This window comes from Vibrio sp. HENC-03 (assembly GCF_000305755.2).
Taxonomy (GTDB): Bacteria; Pseudomonadota; Gammaproteobacteria; order Enterobacterales; family Vibrionaceae; genus Vibrio; species Vibrio owensii.
The window spans coordinates 16541-33570 of sequence record NZ_JH976116.1; the positions used below are offsets into that span (position 1 = coordinate 16541).

Sequence of the window (17030 nt, forward strand, 5' to 3'; positions counted from 1 at the left end):
AAATAACCATGAATAAATATGTAAAAATATTGAATTTCTACTTTATTTTTATCCGTGATTATCGTAACGTTGAGACATAAGAAAAAGTGAGCAAATGACCACCGATTTGGTCAACACTTAATGAAGAACACGTTAGCGTAAGCAATAGTCATCAGGAGAGACGCAATGGCATTATGGGGCGGAAGATTTACCCAAGCGGCAGACACCAGATTTAAAGACTTCAACGATTCATTGCGTTTCGATTACCGATTGGCTGAGCAAGACATCGTAGGCTCAATTGCGTGGTCTAAAGCATTGCTTTCTGTTGACGTGTTATCTGCAGAAGAACAACAAAAGCTTGAGCTGGCACTGAATGAGCTCAAGCTGGAAGTGATGGAAGACCCACATCAAATCTTGCGCTCAGATGCGGAAGATATCCACTCTTGGGTAGAGCAGCAACTGATCAACAAGGTCGGTGATCTAGGTAAAAAGCTACACACGGGCCGTTCTCGTAATGACCAAGTGGCAACCGACCTTAAACTTTGGTGTCGTCAACAAGGTCAGCAATTGTTAATTGCGCTTGATCGCTTACAAACTCAGATGGTTGGCGTTGCCAAGCAACATCAAGGTACCGTTCTTCCTGGTTACACTCACTTGCAACGTGCTCAACCTGTGACGTTTGCGCACTGGTGTTTGGCTTACGTGGAAATGTTTGAACGTGATTACTCACGTTTGAGTGATGCCCTTAAACGTTTGGATACTTGTCCGCTTGGATCGGGTGCGCTTGCTGGTACAGCTTATCCAATCGATCGTGAAGAGTTGGCTCATAACCTTGGTTTCCACCGTGCAACACGTAACTCGTTGGACTCGGTTTCTGACCGTGACCATGTGATGGAATTGATGTCTGTGGCGTCTATCTCGATGTTGCACCTATCTCGTTTGGCAGAAGACATGATCTTCTACAACTCGGGTGAATCTAACTTTATTGAATTAGCCGATACGGTGACGTCAGGTTCTTCTCTGATGCCACAGAAGAAAAACCCAGATGCCCTAGAGCTTATTCGTGGTAAGACAGGCCGTGTATATGGTGCACTTGCTGGCATGATGATGACAGTGAAAGCGCTGCCACTGGCTTACAACAAAGACATGCAGGAAGACAAAGAAGGCCTGTTCGATGCACTTGATACATGGAACGACTGCATGGAAATGGCAGCACTGTGTTTTGATGGCATCAAGGTTAATGGTGAGCGTACGTTAGAAGCCGCGAAGCAAGGTTACGCAAACTCGACTGAGCTTGCTGATTACCTAGTAGCGAAAGGTATCCCATTCCGTGAAGCGCACCATATCGTTGGCGTTGCCGTCGTTGGTGCGATTGCCAAAGGATGTGCACTAGAAGAGCTGTCGATTGATGAGCTGAAAGCTTTCTCTGAAGTGATTGAAGCGGATGTGTATGACATCTTAACCATCGACTCGTGTCTTGAGAAACGTTGTGCACTAGGTGGTGTGTCTCCTCAACAAGTGGCTTACGCTGTTGACCAAGCAGACAAGCGTCTGTCTCAACGCGATACATCAGCAGTCAACGTTCGCCCTGCTCGCTTAACGGACATCGAAACACTAGAAGGCATGGTGGCATACTGGGCAAACATGGGTGAAAACTTACCACGCTCACGCAATGAGTTGGTACGTGATATTGGCTCCTTCGCGGTTGCCGAGCACCACGGAGAGGTAACTGGCTGTGCATCTTTGTATGTGTATGATTCAGGATTGGCAGAGATTCGCTCTCTAGGTATTGAAGCCGGTTGGCAAGGCCAGGGGCAGGGCAGTGCGATTGTGAACTATCTGGTTGAGAAAGCACGCCAAATGGCCATCAAGAAAGTCTTTGTGCTAACACGTACGCCAGAGTTCTTTATGAAGCAGAGCTTCTTACCAACATCGAAGTCATTGTTGCCTGAGAAAGTACTGAAAGACTGCGATCAGTGTCCACGTCAGCATGCGTGTGATGAAGTTGCATTAGAGATCAACTTGTTCGAACAATTGATCCAGAAAAGTAACGTAGCCTAGGTTGATGATTCTATTAGTATTTAAGAAAATACTAAAAAAATTGGAAAAAAACTTGGAACCTTTGAGAGGAAGCCCGGTCTATTAAAGTACCACTGCTTTTTCTTAGAAGAATCTAAGAGAGCCCCAAGACCGGTATTGGTTTTGGGGCTTTTTTCTATCTGTCATCTGAGTGATGATCATCCTTACTTTCTTTTCCACGACGGCGCTGCCACGGCAAAATCACGAAGCGCATCCAAAGGTGTAAAAACAGCAAGCCGTTAAATGCAAATCCGGCAAAGATCAGTGCGATCGATTCAATACTTTGCGGATCATCTTTAAACGCAAACCACCACACGATCCAACATAAAACAGAAAGTACCGTCAGTTGATCCATGCATCGTTGGCAACGTCCGATCTTTTTCCAAAACCAGTGCTCTTGGCAACTTCGACAAGCCATTGTTCTATCCACACTATCTATTTGTCCCTGATTATAACGGCTAACTCAGGTTTGAGTTTCTCTTTGTCAGGATTCTATGTCGTGTCTATCGAACCAAAAATGGAAAATTAACTTGGTTAAAAATGTGTAGCACGTAATTGGTGTATGGTGCGCTGTCAGCCTGACAATAGGAAAAATTATAATGTCGACAGAACTTAAAGTAGCACTAGGCCTTGCTGGTGGTTTCTTCACAATTGGTTTTACTGCCATTGTGCTTGTTAGCCGTTACGCAATGATGACTGCTTAAACAACCACTTTGCTCAGTTTTGAACTGATAGAGTTGGAATGAGAAAGCCTCGTCTATGACGAGGCTTTTGTTTTTTGTGAGAGCTAAAGAGAGTGAGTATTAGCAACCAGGCCCGCAATCTAGGCAGTGCTTAATCGTCTCTGGACCTAAGTGAAGTTTCGCATTCAGGTCACGTAGCGCAGTACGAACGCCTTCTTCAATAACAGGGTGATAAAACGGCATATCCAACATGTCAGAAACCGTCATTTTATTCTGATGCGCCCAAGCAAGTAGGTGGGCTAAGTGCTCGGCGTTTGGCCCCATCATTTCTGCACCCAAGAAGCGACCTGTACCTTGTTCACCGTAGACGTGCAGAATGCCTTTGTTTCGGAGCATCACGCGTGAACGTCCTTGATTTTCAAACGATACTTGACCGGTTGCAAAGCAGCCGCAGCTACCTAGACGAGCTTCCAACTGCTTAAAGGTTTCGCCTACCATTGCAATCTGCGGGTCTGAGAACACAGCAGAGATTGGTGAGCGACGTAGACCCGCACGAATATCTGGGAAACGGCCTGCGTTGTCACCAGCAATACGACCTTGGTCTGCCGCTTCGTGCAGCAATGGAATTTGGTTACTTGCATCACCTGCGATGAAGATGCTCTCTACTGAAGTTTGCAATGTATAGTGATCCGCCGTTGGTACGCCGCGCTCATCTAGTGCCACATTGGTGTTTTCAATCGCGAGTTTATCCACATTCGGGCGACGACCGGTTGCTGCCAATACGTAATCGACAATAAAGGTTTCTAGTTCACCATCGTGGTTGATGAATTGGATTTCTACCTTATCTTCGCCGTCATTTTCTGGCGAAGTAATGCGCTTCATGCTTTCAACTTTTACATCGGCATCCAGGTAAAACTCTTCTTTGAAGGCTTTATCGGCGTACGCCATCACTTCAGGATCAGTCAATGGCCCTACTTGACCACCAAGACCAAATAGCTTCACATTTACACCTAAACGGTGCAGCGCTTGACCCAATTCAAGACCAATCACACCAGGGCCAAATACGGCAACGGATTCTGGCAAGTCATCCCAATCGAACACATCATCGTTAATCACTAAGCGGTCGCCGAGTTCATTCCATACCGCTGGGTAAGCAGGACGAGAACCTGTTGCGATCACAATACGCTTAGCGGTGATTTGAGTGTGGTCATCAACGATTAACGTGTTGTCGTTGGTAAACTTAGCGTAACCCGACACTTTATCTTCAGCAGGAATCTCATCGACGCCTTCCAATACAAAGCCTACAAAGCGGTCACGCTCACGCTTTACTCGATCCATTACTTCACGACCGTTAATGTAAATCTCGCCTTGTGGGTGTACACCAAAGCCCGGTGCTTTCTCGATTTGATGTACGCTTTCTGCTGCGGCGATTAATAGCTTCGATGGCATGCATCCGACACGAGCACATGTCGTGCCGTAAGGGCCACCTTCAATCATCACAACACTGTCTGTGTGTGCTTTTGCTGCGCGGTATGCGCCAAGACCTGCTGTACCACCACCAATAATTGCTACGTCGACATTTAACTGTTTCATAATGGATTCTCGTTTTTCCCAAACGCAGTTGAAGTAACTAAGTTTGGATGAGTGAATTTGAGTTCATTAATCTTGATAACTGGTCGAACGGTGAAGACGACCAGTTATCAAGACTAAGCATAGGAAGTGATTGAGGGGGATGGTCTCCCGGGCGAGGGATGCTCCGGGAGACCTAGGGCTGAGTTCTGGACAGCGAGATTGCCAACCCAAGCCCATTAGGCAAACTATTAACCTAGGTACGCTTCTAGCTCTTCGCTACCACCGATGTGTTTACCACCGATAAATACTTGAGGTACCGTTGTGCGACCAGAGATTGCACGTAGACTTACTGTTGTTGCGTCTTTACCCAGAATCACTTCTTCATATTGAAGACCGTGGTCAATCAGATTTTGTTTCGCCTTCATGCAGAAAGGACAACCTGGTTTGGTGAACACAGTGATCGATTCTTGAGTTTTGTACTCAGGTGCTACGTAGTTCATCATTGTGTCTGCATCTGAAACTTTGAACGGGTCGCCTGGCTCGTTTGGCTCGATGAACATTTTCTCAACCACGCCGTTTTTCACTAGCATGCTGTAACGCCATGAACGCTTACCAAAGCCGATGTCGTTTTTGTCCACTAGCATACCCATGCCGTCTGTGAACTCACCGTTACCATCTGGAATGAAGGTGATGTTTTCTGCTTCTTGGTCAGCTTTCCATGCGTTCATTACAAACGTATCGTTCACTGACACACATAGAATTTCATCCACGCCGTGTTCTTTAAATACTGAGAACAATTCGTTGTAACGCGGTAGATGGCTTGATGAACACGTCGGAGTAAACGCACCTGGTAAGCTGAATACGATAACCGTTCTGTCTTTAAACAGTTCTTCCGTGGTTACGTTCACCCATGCGTCACCTTTACGAGTCGGAAAAGTAACTTGTGGTACAGCTTGACCTTCTTTTGATGCAAACATGATGATTTCCTTTTTAAATTTATGAAATAATTCGTTTTCGAGCTTAGCGTTATTTGGCGCTCAGTTTCGTTTTGTTGAGCTCATTATTGAAAAAAAACTTTGATAGCTCTAATCGTTTAATGCTATGGTTTTGATAGATTATTTCTATCGCCAAACAAGAAGCGAATCGTACGTTATGAATATCCGAGATTTTGAGTACTTGGTGGCGCTTGCGGAGCACAAGCATTTTCGAAAAGCAGCGGAAGCCTGTTTTGTCAGCCAACCGACTTTAAGTGGCCAGATTCGTAAACTAGAAGACGAATTAGGCACGGCATTGCTGGAGCGCAGCAGTCGTCGTGTTTTGTTTACCGATTCAGGTTTGCAATTGGTGGAGCAAGCAAAACGTATCTTAAGTGAAGTGAAAACCTTTAAAGATATGGCGAGTGGTCAAAGTGGTGCTATGACTGGCCCGATGCACATCGGCTTTATTCCGACTGTTGGTCCTTATCTCTTACCTAAAATCGTTCCTCGACTAAAAGAAGAGTTTCCTGAATTGGAACTGTTTCTACATGAGGCGCAGACCCATCAGTTGGTTCGTCAGTTAGAAGAGGGCAAACTGGATTGCCTAGTATTAGCTTCAGTGGATGAGACGGCTCCATTTAAAGAGATTGAAGTCTACAACGAACCATTGAGTGTGGCGGTTCCTTGCGACCATGAATGGGCAGGATTGGATCATATCGACATGCTCGACTTGAACGGTAGAACAGTATTAGCTCTGGGTGATGGTCACTGCTTACGAGACCAAGCACTTGGATTCTGTTTTGCGGCAGGTGCGAAAGATGATGAACGTTTTAAAGCAACGAGCTTAGAAACGCTGCGCAACATGGTGGCAGCGGGCGCGGGGATTACTTTGTTGCCTCAGTTGTCCGTTCCTCATGAGAAGAAAAAAGACGGTGTGTGTTACGTTCCTGCAATTAACCCAACGCCTTCGCGCAGTATCGTACTGGTTTATCGTCCGGGGTCACCATTACGTACCCGCTTTGAAACATTGGCTGCAATGATCAAAAGTGTGCTTGAGGCGAGAGAAGACTCTATCGCTGCTTGATAGCCTAAAAGCCAAATAAACAAAAGGGAGCTCAATGGCTCCCTTTTTAGTCTCTCAATGATGAGGTTAGAACAGTTCTTCTGAACCGCTGCCACCACCTGAGTAGATGCTATCTTCAAGGCTGTTACCTACGTACTCCGTAGGTTCAGTTCCCTTCTCGAAATATTCAAACATCGATGAACCATCGACTTTGTGTGTCAGTAGGCCGCTATCACGGTCGATACGAACACGTACGATATCACCTGGAATGTTCTTGCCTTGTTGTGGAGTACCTTCAAGAGCAACGCGCATGAAGTCAATCCACGCAGGCTCAGCCGTTTTAGCACCAGATTCAGCGCCAGAGATCTGGCCTTTACCTAGGTTGCTGTTTACTGTTGTGCGACCAAGCGTACGAGAGTGATCATCGAAGCCAACCCATGCAATCGCAACGATGCCAGGGCCGTAACCGTTGTACCAAGTATCTTTCGAATCGTTGGTTGTACCGGTTTTACCACCAATGTCCCGACGCTCAAGCTTTTGTGCACGCCAGCCAGTACCATTCCAGCCTGTACCATCACGCCAGCTACCGCCACCCCAGATGTTGCTGTACATCATTTCACGCATCAGGAATGCGTTTTGCGCTGAGATAACTTGCTTCGCGTATTGCGGTGTGTCGTTTTCAAGTGCGTTGTCTGGAGCGATGTTCTCTGTCGCGACGTCTTGCTCGCCAAATTCAGCGGCAAACTTATCTTCTGCAGGAACATGTTGTTCCATTTGAGGGCAATCTTGTTGGCAGATGACTTTCGGGTTGGCCTTAAACAACACTTCACCAAACGAGTCTTCAACATGGTCAATGTAGAACGGTTCTACATAGTAACCGCCGTTGGCAAACACCGAGTAGCCTTGCGCCACTTTCATTGGCGTTAAGCTGCCAGCACCAAGCGCGATAGTTTCTGAGCGTGGCACTTGGTCAATATCAAAGCCAAAGCGAGTTAGGTATTCACGGGTTTCGTCTAAGCCAACTTCACGTAGCGTACGAACCGCCATAACGTTCTTAGATTGTGCAAGACCGATACGTAGGCGGGTAGGGCCGATGTAAGTCGGTGGCGAGTTCTTCGGACGCCATGCTGAACCAGAACCAGCATCCCACTTGTTGATTGGCGCATCGTTAACAAGCGAAGCAAGCGTTAAACCTTTGTTTAGTGCTGCTGAGTAGATGAAAGGTTTGATACTTGAACCTACCTGACGCACAGACATGGTCGCACGGTTAAACTTGCTGTGAACGAAGTTGAAACCACCAACCAGAGAAAGTACTGCACCGTTTTCTGGGTTCATTGCCACAAAAGCAGTGTTGGCACTTGGTACTTGGCTTAGCTTCCAGCTGTTAACGGTGTTGCCTTCTTTATCGGTTGTGCTGATTTCACGAACCCATACTTGTTGGCCTGATTCTAAAATCTGTTTTGCTGATTTAGGCACCGCACCTTGACGTTCATCCGTTAGGTATTTGCGAGCCCAGTTCATGCCTGCCCACGCGATGGTTTGCTCATCGTTGTTCTTCACCCAAACTTGCGCAGTTTTGTCGTCAACTTTAGTCACGACTGCTGGGTAAAGTTGGCCGTAAGTTGGCTGCTTCTTAAGGTGTTTTTCAATTTGCTCGGTATCCCAAGCGTTTTCACCTTCTTTCCAAAGTACTTTTTCTGCACCTCGGTAACCGTGACGCTCATCGTAAGCAAGGATGTTATTGATCGCTGCTTTGTTTGCTGCGTCTTGCAGCTTTGAATCTACCGTCATGTAGATGTTCAAGCCAGAGGTGTATGCTTTTTCTGTACCGTACTCTTTCACTGCCCATGAACGTGCTAGCTCAGCCACGTATGGCGCAGAAAGCTCGATTTCAGCACTGTGGTAACGAGCAACAATAGGTTCAGCACGTGCTTCGTCATATTGCTCTTGAGTGATGTATTTCTCATCGAGCATACGCATCAGAACGACGTTTCGACGGTTCGTTGCACGCTCTAGTGAATAGAGTGGGTTCATGGTTGATGGTGCTTTTGGCATACCAGCAAGCGTTGCGATTTCACTTAGCGTCAGTTCGTTCAGGCTCTTACCAAAGTAAACCTGAGCGGCCGCACCGAAACCGTATGAGCGGTAACCAAGGAAGATCTTGTTAACGTAAAGCTCCATGATCTCTTGCTTAGTCAAAAGCTGCTCAATGTGGATCGCAATAAAGATCTCTTTGATTTTACGCATGATCTTCTTCTCGTTGGAGAGGAAGAAGTTACGTGCTAGCTGCTGAGTGATGGTACTCGCACCTTGCTTGGCAGAACCGGATAGGGCCACGACGACAGCGGCACGAGTAATACCGATCGGGTCGATACCAGGGTGCTCGTAAAAGCGGCTATCTTCGGTCGCAATCAGCGCGTGAATCAAATCTTGTGGAATTTCGTCGTAGGTAACAGGAATTCGGCGTTTCTCACCAAACTGTGCGATCAGTTTCCCGTCTTGACTAAATACCTGCATAGGTGTTTGTAATTCAACATCTTTTAGAGTTGCAACATCTGGCAATTCAGGCTTCACGTATTGATAGAAGCCAAAAATTGTGGTGACTCCAAGAATTATGCAAATCAATGTTAAAAATAATAAACGCTTTATGAACTTCACCGGAGAATCCCTGATTGGTTGAGGCTGTGTAACGGCAAACCCTTGTACTCTTAGGTCAAAAATTTAGCACATAAGAGATATTAACTCTTATTTGGATGCTAATAACAACCTTTGCACGAAGAAAATTCTCTGGGTGCTATTTACAACCACACGCAGGAATTTCGGAGCGAGAGTAGAGATGGATAAGCTATTAGTTACGGGCATAGATATTGGCCATAACAGCCTCAAAGCCGTGGTACTTAAACCCAATGGCAACAGTTACGCTTTATTGGGTTACAAAGAAATAATACTTAAGGAACGTATTGTCGCTGAAAATAACACCATAAATCATCAAGAAATTGTAAAGACCCTTAAAGAGATGAGAAAAGAGCTCCCAATTCGAGCTAGAAAGGTCGCAATTTCGGTTCCAGACAATGCCGTGATCAGTAAAAAGTTACAAATAGAGCAGAACCTAGAAGAAAGCGAAAAGGAATTTGCGGTGATGCAAGCCTTTGCGCATCAGTCTCCCTTTCCGGTTGAAGAGCTCAGTCTCGATTTTGTAAAGGTTGATACGGATGAGCAGATGGGCGGCACAGAGAGCTACCAAGTGTTTGCAACACGCAGAGAAGTGGTGGAAAGCCGAGTGGATACATTAACAAAGTCTGGCCTAAAAACCGTGCTGGTAGATGTGCATTCACAAAGTCTTGGTCATATATGGAAGCTAACCGCAGAACGTTTTCCAGAAAAGAATAAGCATTGCTTGTTGGACGTTGGTGCGATGAGCAGCTCTTTCACTATGTTTACCGAGCAAGGAGAGCTATTCCATAAGGAATTTCCTTGCGGTACCCGCACAACAAGCGACTTGTCTCAACACGATCCACTCAGTGACGATATCCAAACTGCAACTGAAGAGTTCAATCGACAAATGGTTGAACGTGTTAAGCGTCAGATGCAGCTCTATACCTCGTTCAATGGTAGCCAAGATATCAAAGGCATTTGGCTTTCCGGTGAGGGGGCGGCTACGCCAATGTTAGCTGAGGAACTATCAAGTCAATTGGCACTAGAGTGTGAACTTCTCAATCCTCTTAGTTTGTTTGAAATGAAAGTCTCTAAACGTAAACGCCGAGCTGCAGATTGGCAGCATTTCACGGCAGCTGCAGGTTTAGCTGTGCGCGGTATTCAATGGTTGGGAGGTGACGATGCTGCATCACATTAACCTCCTCGCTTGGCGCGAAAATCAACGTGAAGAACATCGTCGACGTTTTATTGGTTTGATTGTTCTTGGTGCGATTGCTGCGCTGGGCGTGCAGTGGGGCATCGGTAAGTACTACCAATACCAACAAGACCAGCAACAACAGCGCCTAGACTATTTAGCTCACTATATATCTCAGCTTGATAAACGAATTGAAGCAATGAAGATTGCTGAGCAAGAGCACGGCAAGATTTTAGAGCGTTTAAAGATTGTCGAAGGGTTACAAAACGGGCGCAATAAAACCACTGAGTTCATGAACTTGATGCCATCAGTGATTCCTGAAGGCGTGTATGTCGACAAGATTAAGATGAATGACTACGAAATCGAGATCACAGGAATTTCAGATAGTACGCCGCGTCTTGCGACGATGCTCGACAACATGGAGCGTTCAGCAAAATTGTTAGACGTCGAGATGCACTCCATTGTTCATGGTAAAGCCCGTTTCGGTAAAGAGTTTCAGACATTCAAAGTCTCCTTCATGTTTAAAGGTGCCTCTATAAAAGGAGGAGGTAAACAGCATGGTTAATTGGCAAGACCTTGAAATGGATGAAATCGCTGAATGGCCGCTGGTGCCGCAGTTAGTGGTTCTCTTAATGCTTGTGTTGCTGATTCAAGGTTTCGGTTACTGGTTCTATTTAAAACCAGAGCAAGCGCGTTTGGACAATTTGATTCAAGAAGAGCAAACCTTAAAAGTTGCGCTGAGAATCAAGGCCAATAAAGTGGCGGCTTTGCCTCAATTGCAATCACAACTCGATGAGCTCACCACACGCTACGAACTGCTACTGCAACAGCTGCCTGCACAAAAAGAGCTGGCTACTATGCTGGCTTCGGTGAATGAACTGGGCATCGATAACAAACTGACATTTACCCGCATTGATTGGGGGGAGAAACAGTCAGAGCACTTTCTTTATCGTCTGCCGCTGAATATTGAACTCACTGGAGACTTTCATGATATCGGCCGTTTCTCTCAAGCCATCGCCACATTGCCTCGCATCATCACGTTTAAAGACGTGACTTGGCAACGAGTGAGTCAAGAAAGTGAAACTTTGCACTTTCGTGTAAAAGCGAATACCTACCAGTTCAAACCAGAGGAAAAGAAAGATGCGAAATAAATCTTTACTGATGGTTTGTCTTGCAGGGGCGCTAGCGGGTTGCCAAGCCAATGATGAATCTCTGACAGACTTTATTCGTGGTGTAGAAAACCAAGCACGCCGTGACGTCGCCAAATTACAGCCCGCTGAAGACTATGTTGTCATCGGTTATGAGCCTGAGATTCTGCGTGCGCCTTTTGAGCTCCCTAAAGAAGCTACCATCGCCACTCAACCTTTAGCCAGAAAAGACTGTTGGCAACCGCCATCAAGAAAGCGGGTAGGTAAGTTAGAACGCTTTCCTCTCAATAAACTGCGCTTAAAAGGTGTCATGGGGATGGGGAGCAATGTTTCGGGTTTGGTCCAAGCGCCAAATGGTACCGTTTATAAGGTGAAGCCGGGTCAGTACCTTGGTCGTAACAATGGCAAGGTGACTCACGTATCCCACAACTATTTATTAATTAATGAAACCTTACCCGACGGTTTAGGGTGTTGGCAAAAGCGCAAAGTTAAGTTGGCTTTGAGATAGGCATAGCAGCATTTATTTTTGATATTGAGTAATGATGAAAATGAGACAAGGATTAACACTGACACCAAGGAAGCTAGCAGGGATCTTCTCTTTGTGGTTCTTTTTACTTTTAGCCCCTTTTGTAGCAGCACAGGAAGTAAAGTCTAACTCGCTAAAGACCATCGACTTTCGTACAAACAAAGACAAAGATGCCGTGATTGTTGTAGAACTTGCGTCCCCTGCTGCAATCGTTGATATCAAGCGCGTACAGGAAGGGTTGAGTATCGACTTACTCAACACATCTGTAAAAGACGACCAGCTTTACCTTCTGGATGTAAAAGACTTTTCTACGGTCGTCGAGAGTATTGAAATATTCCGAGATACCTCAACCACACGTTTAGTTGCTTATATTGATGAGGAATACACTCACGATTACCGTCTGACTGGGCGTTACCTAGAGATCAAAGTCGGTAAGATAAAAGCCAATGAAAAAGCACCGGATAAGAGCATTCTAGAAAAAGAAGGGAAGCTGATTTCAATTAACTTCCAAGACATCCCAGTGCGAAACGTATTGCAACTCATCGCCGACTACAACCAATTTAACTTAGTGGTATCTGACTCCGTTGAAGGCAACTTAACTTTGCGTCTTGATGGTGTACCTTGGCAGCAAGTGCTCGATATCATTCTTCAAGTAAAAGGCTTGGATAAGCGTGTTGATGGCAACGTGATTTTGGTGGCACCGAAAGACGAACTGGATCTGCGAGAAAAGCAACAATTAGAGAAACAGAAGCTTGAGCAGGAGATGGGGGAGCTTTCTTCTGAGATCATCAAAGTTAACTTTGCTAAAGCATCAGACATTGCCGAGATGATTAATGGCGAGGGTAATATCAGTATGCTCTCAGAACGTGGCAGCATGACCATTGATGAGCGGACAAACTCACTATTAATTAGAGAACTGCCAGAGAACATTGAGGTTATCCGAGAGATCATTGAGTCTTTGGATATTCCGGTCAAACAAGTTCAGATTGAAGCGCGAATCGTCACCATCAACGAAGGTAATATGGATGAACTTGGTGTGCGTTGGGGCTTTACCTCTATCAACGGCAGCCACACCGTTGGTGGTTCGATTGAGAATAACCTTGCGACAATCGGCCTGTACGATGGCGGCGGTGATGGCGAAGGTGATGACGGTGGCAGCAGTGCTGGTATTGATGACTTCCTAAACGTGAACTTGGCTGCAACCAGCCCGAATGCGACCAGTCTTGCTTTCCAAGTTGCGAAATTAGGCTCAGACACACTGCTTGATTTAGAGCTTTCTGCGCTGCAACAAGAATCCAAGGCAGAGATTATTTCGAGCCCGCGATTGATTACCACTAACAAGAAGCCTGCTTATATCGAGCAAGGTACCGAAATCCCGTACCTTGAGTCTTCTTCCAGTGGCGCAACGTCTGTCACGTTTAAAAAAGCCGTATTGAGCTTAAAAGTGACACCACAAATTACTCCTGACAATCGTTTAGTGTTGGATTTGAGCGTTACGCAAGACAGACCGGGTCAAGTTGTAAAAACAGGCACTGGTGAAGCGGTCGCGATCGATACTCAACGCATTGGCACACAAGTTTTAGTCAATAACGGTGAAACGGTTGTGTTGGGTGGTATTTTTCAACATAGCATCACAAACTCCGTCGATAAGGTGCCTTTATTAGGTGATTTACCGCTGTTAGGGGCACTTTTTCGTCGAAGTTATGAAAATGTCGGCAAAAGTGAACTGTTGATTTTTGTCACGCCTAAAGTTGTGATTCAGTAGGCGCTCAGTGAGTAAAAAATCGATTAGATCAAAAATAAAGTTGCATTAGTGGCACCATGCTTGGATAATTTCGGGTCTTATCACGAATTATCTGTGAGGAATTGGTGCCACAAGCCTTGTGAAACAGCAGTTTGGCTGTGTTTTCTTGTGGCGATCTTATTGAATTAACGTTGTAAATTACCGCTAAATATGGCTGAGAAACGTAATATTTTCCTTGTTGGCCCAATGGGCGCCGGCAAAAGTACAATTGGTAGACATCTAGCACAGCAGCTGCATATGGAGTTCGTGGACTCTGATACAGTGATTGAAGAACGCACTGGTGCAGACATCTCTTGGGTTTTTGATGTAGAAGGTGAAGACGGCTTCCGCAAACGCGAAGAAGCAGTGCTTGAAGACCTGACTCAAGAGCAAGGCATCGTGCTAGCAACCGGCGGTGGTTCTGTGAAGAGCAAAGAAAACCGCAATCGCCTTTCTGCACGTGGTGTTGTTGTTTACCTAGAAACGACTATTGAAAAGCAACTTGCTCGCACTAACCGCGACAAGAAGCGTCCTCTACTTCAAACTGACAACCCTCGTGAAGTATTGGAAAGTTTGGCAGGCGAACGTAACCCTCTATACGAAGAAGTAGCGGATTACACGGTTCGTACTGACGATCAGAGTGCAAAAGTGGTAGCCAACCAGATCGTAAAAATGCTAGAAGAGAGATAAGCATTTATCTTTTTCAAATTGGAGCACACCGATGGAACGGATTACGGTCAATCTAGCAGAGCGTAGCTACCCAATCTCAATTGGCGCCGGGTTATTTGAAGACCCGGCGTACCTTTCTCAAATTCTTTCAAACAAAAACGCAAATCAGAAAGTTGTCGTGATCAGTAATGTCACGGTTGCTCCACTGTATGCGGAAAAAATTCTTGGTCAGCTTGAACAGCTCGGTTGTGATGCCTCATTACTTGAATTGCCTGATGGTGAGCAATACAAAAGCCTAGACACGTTTAATCAAGTCATGAACTTCCTGCTAGAAGGAAGCTACGCACGTGATGTAGTGATTATTGCGTTAGGTGGCGGTGTTATTGGCGATCTCGTTGGGTTTGCGTCTGCATGTTACCAACGTGGTGTGGATTTCATCCAGATCCCAACCACATTGTTGTCTCAAGTGGATTCATCTGTTGGTGGTAAAACCGCAGTTAACCACCCACTAGGCAAAAACATGATTGGTGCTTTCTACCAACCTAAAGCCGTTATCATTGATACCAACTGCTTATCAACGCTTCCTGAGCGCGAGTTCGCAGCGGGCATTGCCGAAGTCATCAAATACGGCATTATTTACGATGCGGATTTCTTTGATTGGCTGGAAGAGAACCTCGACCGACTGTACGCACTGGATGAAGAAGCACTGACTTATGCCATCGCACGTTGCTGTGAAATCAAAGCAGAAGTTGTGGCTCTTGATGAAAAAGAGTCAGGCATACGAGCGCTGTTGAATCTGGGTCATACCTTTGGTCATGCGATAGAGGCTGAGCTAGGTTATGGCAATTGGCTTCACGGTGAGGCGGTGTCTTCTGGCACAGTGATGGCGGCGAAAGCTTCGCACTTACGCGGATTGATTTCGCAAGAGCAGCTGGATCGCATTATTACCATTATGCGCCGCGCTAAACTGCCAGTACATACGCCAGAGTCGATGAGTTTTGATGACTTTATGACGCACATGATGCGTGATAAGAAAGTCTTATCTGGTCAGCTGCGCTTAGTATTGCCTACCGGAATTGGTAGCGCCGAAGTCATTGCGGATACACCGCAAGATATCATCAAACAAGCTATCGACTTTGGTCGTGACATTTAACCTTGTAATGGCGCCTTAGGGCGTCATTCTTGTAGTTTATTAAGGTTATTTAGATGAGTTTTGCTCACGTTCTTGAATTGGATTCACAAACCGAGTTACTAGACAGGTTAAGCTTATTAACCAACTTTGGTTCTAATTTGATCGCCGTGAATGGTCAATCCGGATATGGAAAATCTTGGATGGCACAGCGATACCTTGAGCTCGGTGCCAGTAACAAAAACCAATGTTTGTTACTTTGTCATTCCAATCAAGATGATGTGCAACGTCGTATGCTCATCTTGAGCCAGATAGTTTCCGATGCCTTATTCAATCAACAAGATACATTGCTTGATAGCTTAGAACGTATCTTGGGTGATGAAGTGTGTGACATTGCCATTGTGGTTGATGACGCTCATTTGCTGAGTGAAACCCTAGTTTCAGAATTATGGATGCTAGTGCTAGCTGCACAAGCGAATCCAAAATGGAAAATCAACATCTTACTGTTCACTCAAAGTGGACGTTTGGAATCGGTATTGTCGCGTATTAGTTACGGGCAAGAGCTCAAGCCGGTTGAGCTTGATATTGAGATGTTGTCAGAAGTCGAAGCGCGTCGTTTCTTTGAATCTTTGGTGATTCGATATGTTGACGATGAGTCTGAAAAACGCGTTCGAGATGCATTTAAGAAAGTCGACCCGATTCCGGGAGACATCATGGCGTTAGGAGAGATGAAAGTGGAAAAAAGGATCATTATCCGCTCAATTGTAGGCTCACCCCTTAATATCGCATTGGTTGTTTTGGTGCTGTTATTGTTGGCCGCTGGTGGTTATTGGTGGATGTACAATCAGCCAAGCCCAGACGACAAAGCGCAGCAAATCACCGGTACGATTGAGCAAACTGCCATCCCAACCCTAACCGAGCCCGAAGCTCAAACCAGCGGCGCAGATTCCGCAATCAGTGACGCGTCAGATACGACGGAGCTTGCTGGTGCAACAGACGATTCAGATTCATTGCCGCCGGCCGTGACAGAGGAAGTTGCAAGTGTTGGCACAGAAGATAAACAACAGCGTGTTGTGATTGAGTCGGATGTGGTGGATGCTTTACTTGAAGGCAAACCTGAAGAAGCCAATACCGATGAAATCAAACAAGTTGTGGAAGAATCAGTGCCTCAAGCGCAGAGCAGTTCTAACTCCTCATTGATTAACGTTGTGCAAACGGGCGAACAACCTAAGGCAACACAAGCAAATTCAACGAAGCCTATCGTGAAGTTCTCTTTTGCTCGTGAAGAGTTAAAAGCGTTATCACCACGCGCTTATACTTTGCAATTAGGAGCGATGACGGCAATGGAAGATGTGCAAACCTTCCTTGACGAGTACGACCTAAATGGAAAAGTAAGAATTTACCCGACCGTGCGCAGCGGAACAGAATGGTACATCATTACCTATCAAGATTACCCGACTATCCAGCTCGCTCGAGACGCGGTAGAAAGCCTGCCAGATGCGCTTAAATCGGTGAGTCCTTGGGCAAAATCCTTGGGTCAGGTACATCGTGAAATTGATCGCGTGAAATAAT

At 45.8% G+C, this 17030-nt stretch carries 14 protein-coding genes; 10 read left to right on the plus strand and 4 right to left on the minus strand.

Going from position 1 to position 17030, the window contains the following annotated elements; all coding sequences use genetic code 11:
- Positions 1-165 precede the first annotated feature (165 nt).
- A complete protein-coding gene (gene argH / locus VCHENC03_RS16480) occupies positions 166-2040 on the plus strand; it encodes an argininosuccinate lyase (protein ID WP_005438408.1) in 1875 nt (624 codons plus the stop codon).
- Positions 2041-2194: 154 nt separating this feature from the next.
- On the opposite strand, the gene VCHENC03_RS0125665 is transcribed toward argH, so the two are convergent.
- The 3 genes from VCHENC03_RS0125665 to VCHENC03_RS16470 form a co-directional block, all read right to left on the minus strand.
- The gene (locus VCHENC03_RS0125665) at positions 2195-2476 is read right to left on the minus strand and encodes a DUF3624 domain-containing protein (RefSeq protein ID WP_032802549.1); all 282 of its coding nucleotides are present in this window, start codon (positions 2474-2476) and stop codon (positions 2195-2197) included.
- A gap of 385 nt (positions 2477-2861) precedes the next feature.
- Entirely contained in the window at positions 2862-4334 is a 1473-nt protein-coding gene (locus VCHENC03_RS16475; protein WP_009705514.1) for a dihydrolipoyl dehydrogenase, read from the minus strand.
- Between the two features lie 227 nt (positions 4335-4561).
- Entirely contained in the window at positions 4562-5290 is a 729-nt protein-coding gene (locus tag VCHENC03_RS16470) for a redoxin family protein (RefSeq protein ID WP_005438421.1), read from the minus strand.
- Positions 5291-5465: 175 nt separating this feature from the next.
- On the opposite strand from VCHENC03_RS16470, the gene oxyR reads away from it, so the two are divergent.
- Entirely contained in the window at positions 5466-6374 is a 909-nt protein-coding gene (oxyR, locus tag VCHENC03_RS16465; RefSeq protein ID WP_009705515.1) for a DNA-binding transcriptional regulator OxyR, read from the plus strand.
- A gap of 66 nt (positions 6375-6440) precedes the next feature.
- On the opposite strand, the gene VCHENC03_RS16460 is transcribed toward oxyR, so the two are convergent.
- Entirely contained in the window at positions 6441-9011 is a 2571-nt protein-coding gene (locus VCHENC03_RS16460; RefSeq protein WP_032802552.1) for a penicillin-binding protein 1A, read from the minus strand.
- Positions 9012-9189: 178 nt separating this feature from the next.
- Between VCHENC03_RS16460 and pilM the strand changes: the two genes are divergently transcribed.
- From pilM to VCHENC03_RS16420, 8 genes are all read left to right on the plus strand, one after another.
- On the plus strand, positions 9190-10206 hold the full coding sequence (gene pilM, locus VCHENC03_RS16455) for a type IV pilus biogenesis protein PilM (RefSeq protein WP_009705517.1): 1017 nt from the start codon (positions 9190-9192) through the stop codon (positions 10204-10206).
- On the plus strand, positions 10190-10768 hold the full coding sequence (locus tag VCHENC03_RS16450; protein WP_009705518.1) for a PilN domain-containing protein: 579 nt from the start codon (positions 10190-10192) through the stop codon (positions 10766-10768). The genes pilM and VCHENC03_RS16450 overlap by 17 nt, the downstream gene beginning before the upstream one ends.
- Positions 10761-11354 (plus strand): type 4a pilus biogenesis protein PilO, encoded by a 594-nt coding sequence (locus VCHENC03_RS16445; protein ID WP_009705519.1) that lies wholly within the window; start codon positions 10761-10763, stop codon positions 11352-11354. The genes VCHENC03_RS16450 and VCHENC03_RS16445 overlap by 8 nt, the downstream gene beginning before the upstream one ends.
- Positions 11344-11859, plus strand: a complete 516-nt coding sequence (locus VCHENC03_RS16440) for a pilus assembly protein PilP (protein WP_009705520.1) — start codon at positions 11344-11346, stop codon at positions 11857-11859. Before VCHENC03_RS16445 ends, VCHENC03_RS16440 begins: the two co-directional genes overlap by 11 nt.
- 34 nt (positions 11860-11893) lie before the next feature.
- Positions 11894-13642, plus strand: a complete 1749-nt coding sequence (locus VCHENC03_RS16435; RefSeq protein ID WP_009705521.1) for a type IV pilus secretin PilQ — start codon at positions 11894-11896, stop codon at positions 13640-13642.
- A gap of 189 nt (positions 13643-13831) precedes the next feature.
- A complete protein-coding gene (gene aroK, locus VCHENC03_RS16430) occupies positions 13832-14350 on the plus strand; it encodes a shikimate kinase AroK (RefSeq protein WP_005438434.1) in 519 nt (172 codons plus the stop codon).
- Positions 14351-14381: 31 nt separating this feature from the next.
- Positions 14382-15482 (plus strand): 3-dehydroquinate synthase, encoded by a 1101-nt coding sequence (gene aroB / locus VCHENC03_RS16425; protein WP_005438436.1) that lies wholly within the window; start codon positions 14382-14384, stop codon positions 15480-15482.
- 53 nt (positions 15483-15535) lie between these two features.
- Positions 15536-17029 carry an SPOR domain-containing protein gene (locus tag VCHENC03_RS16420; protein ID WP_009705523.1) on the plus strand — a complete coding sequence of 498 codons (1494 nt, stop codon included), beginning with the start codon at positions 15536-15538 and terminating at the stop codon, positions 17027-17029.
- The last annotated feature ends 1 nt before the right edge of the window (position 17030 follow it).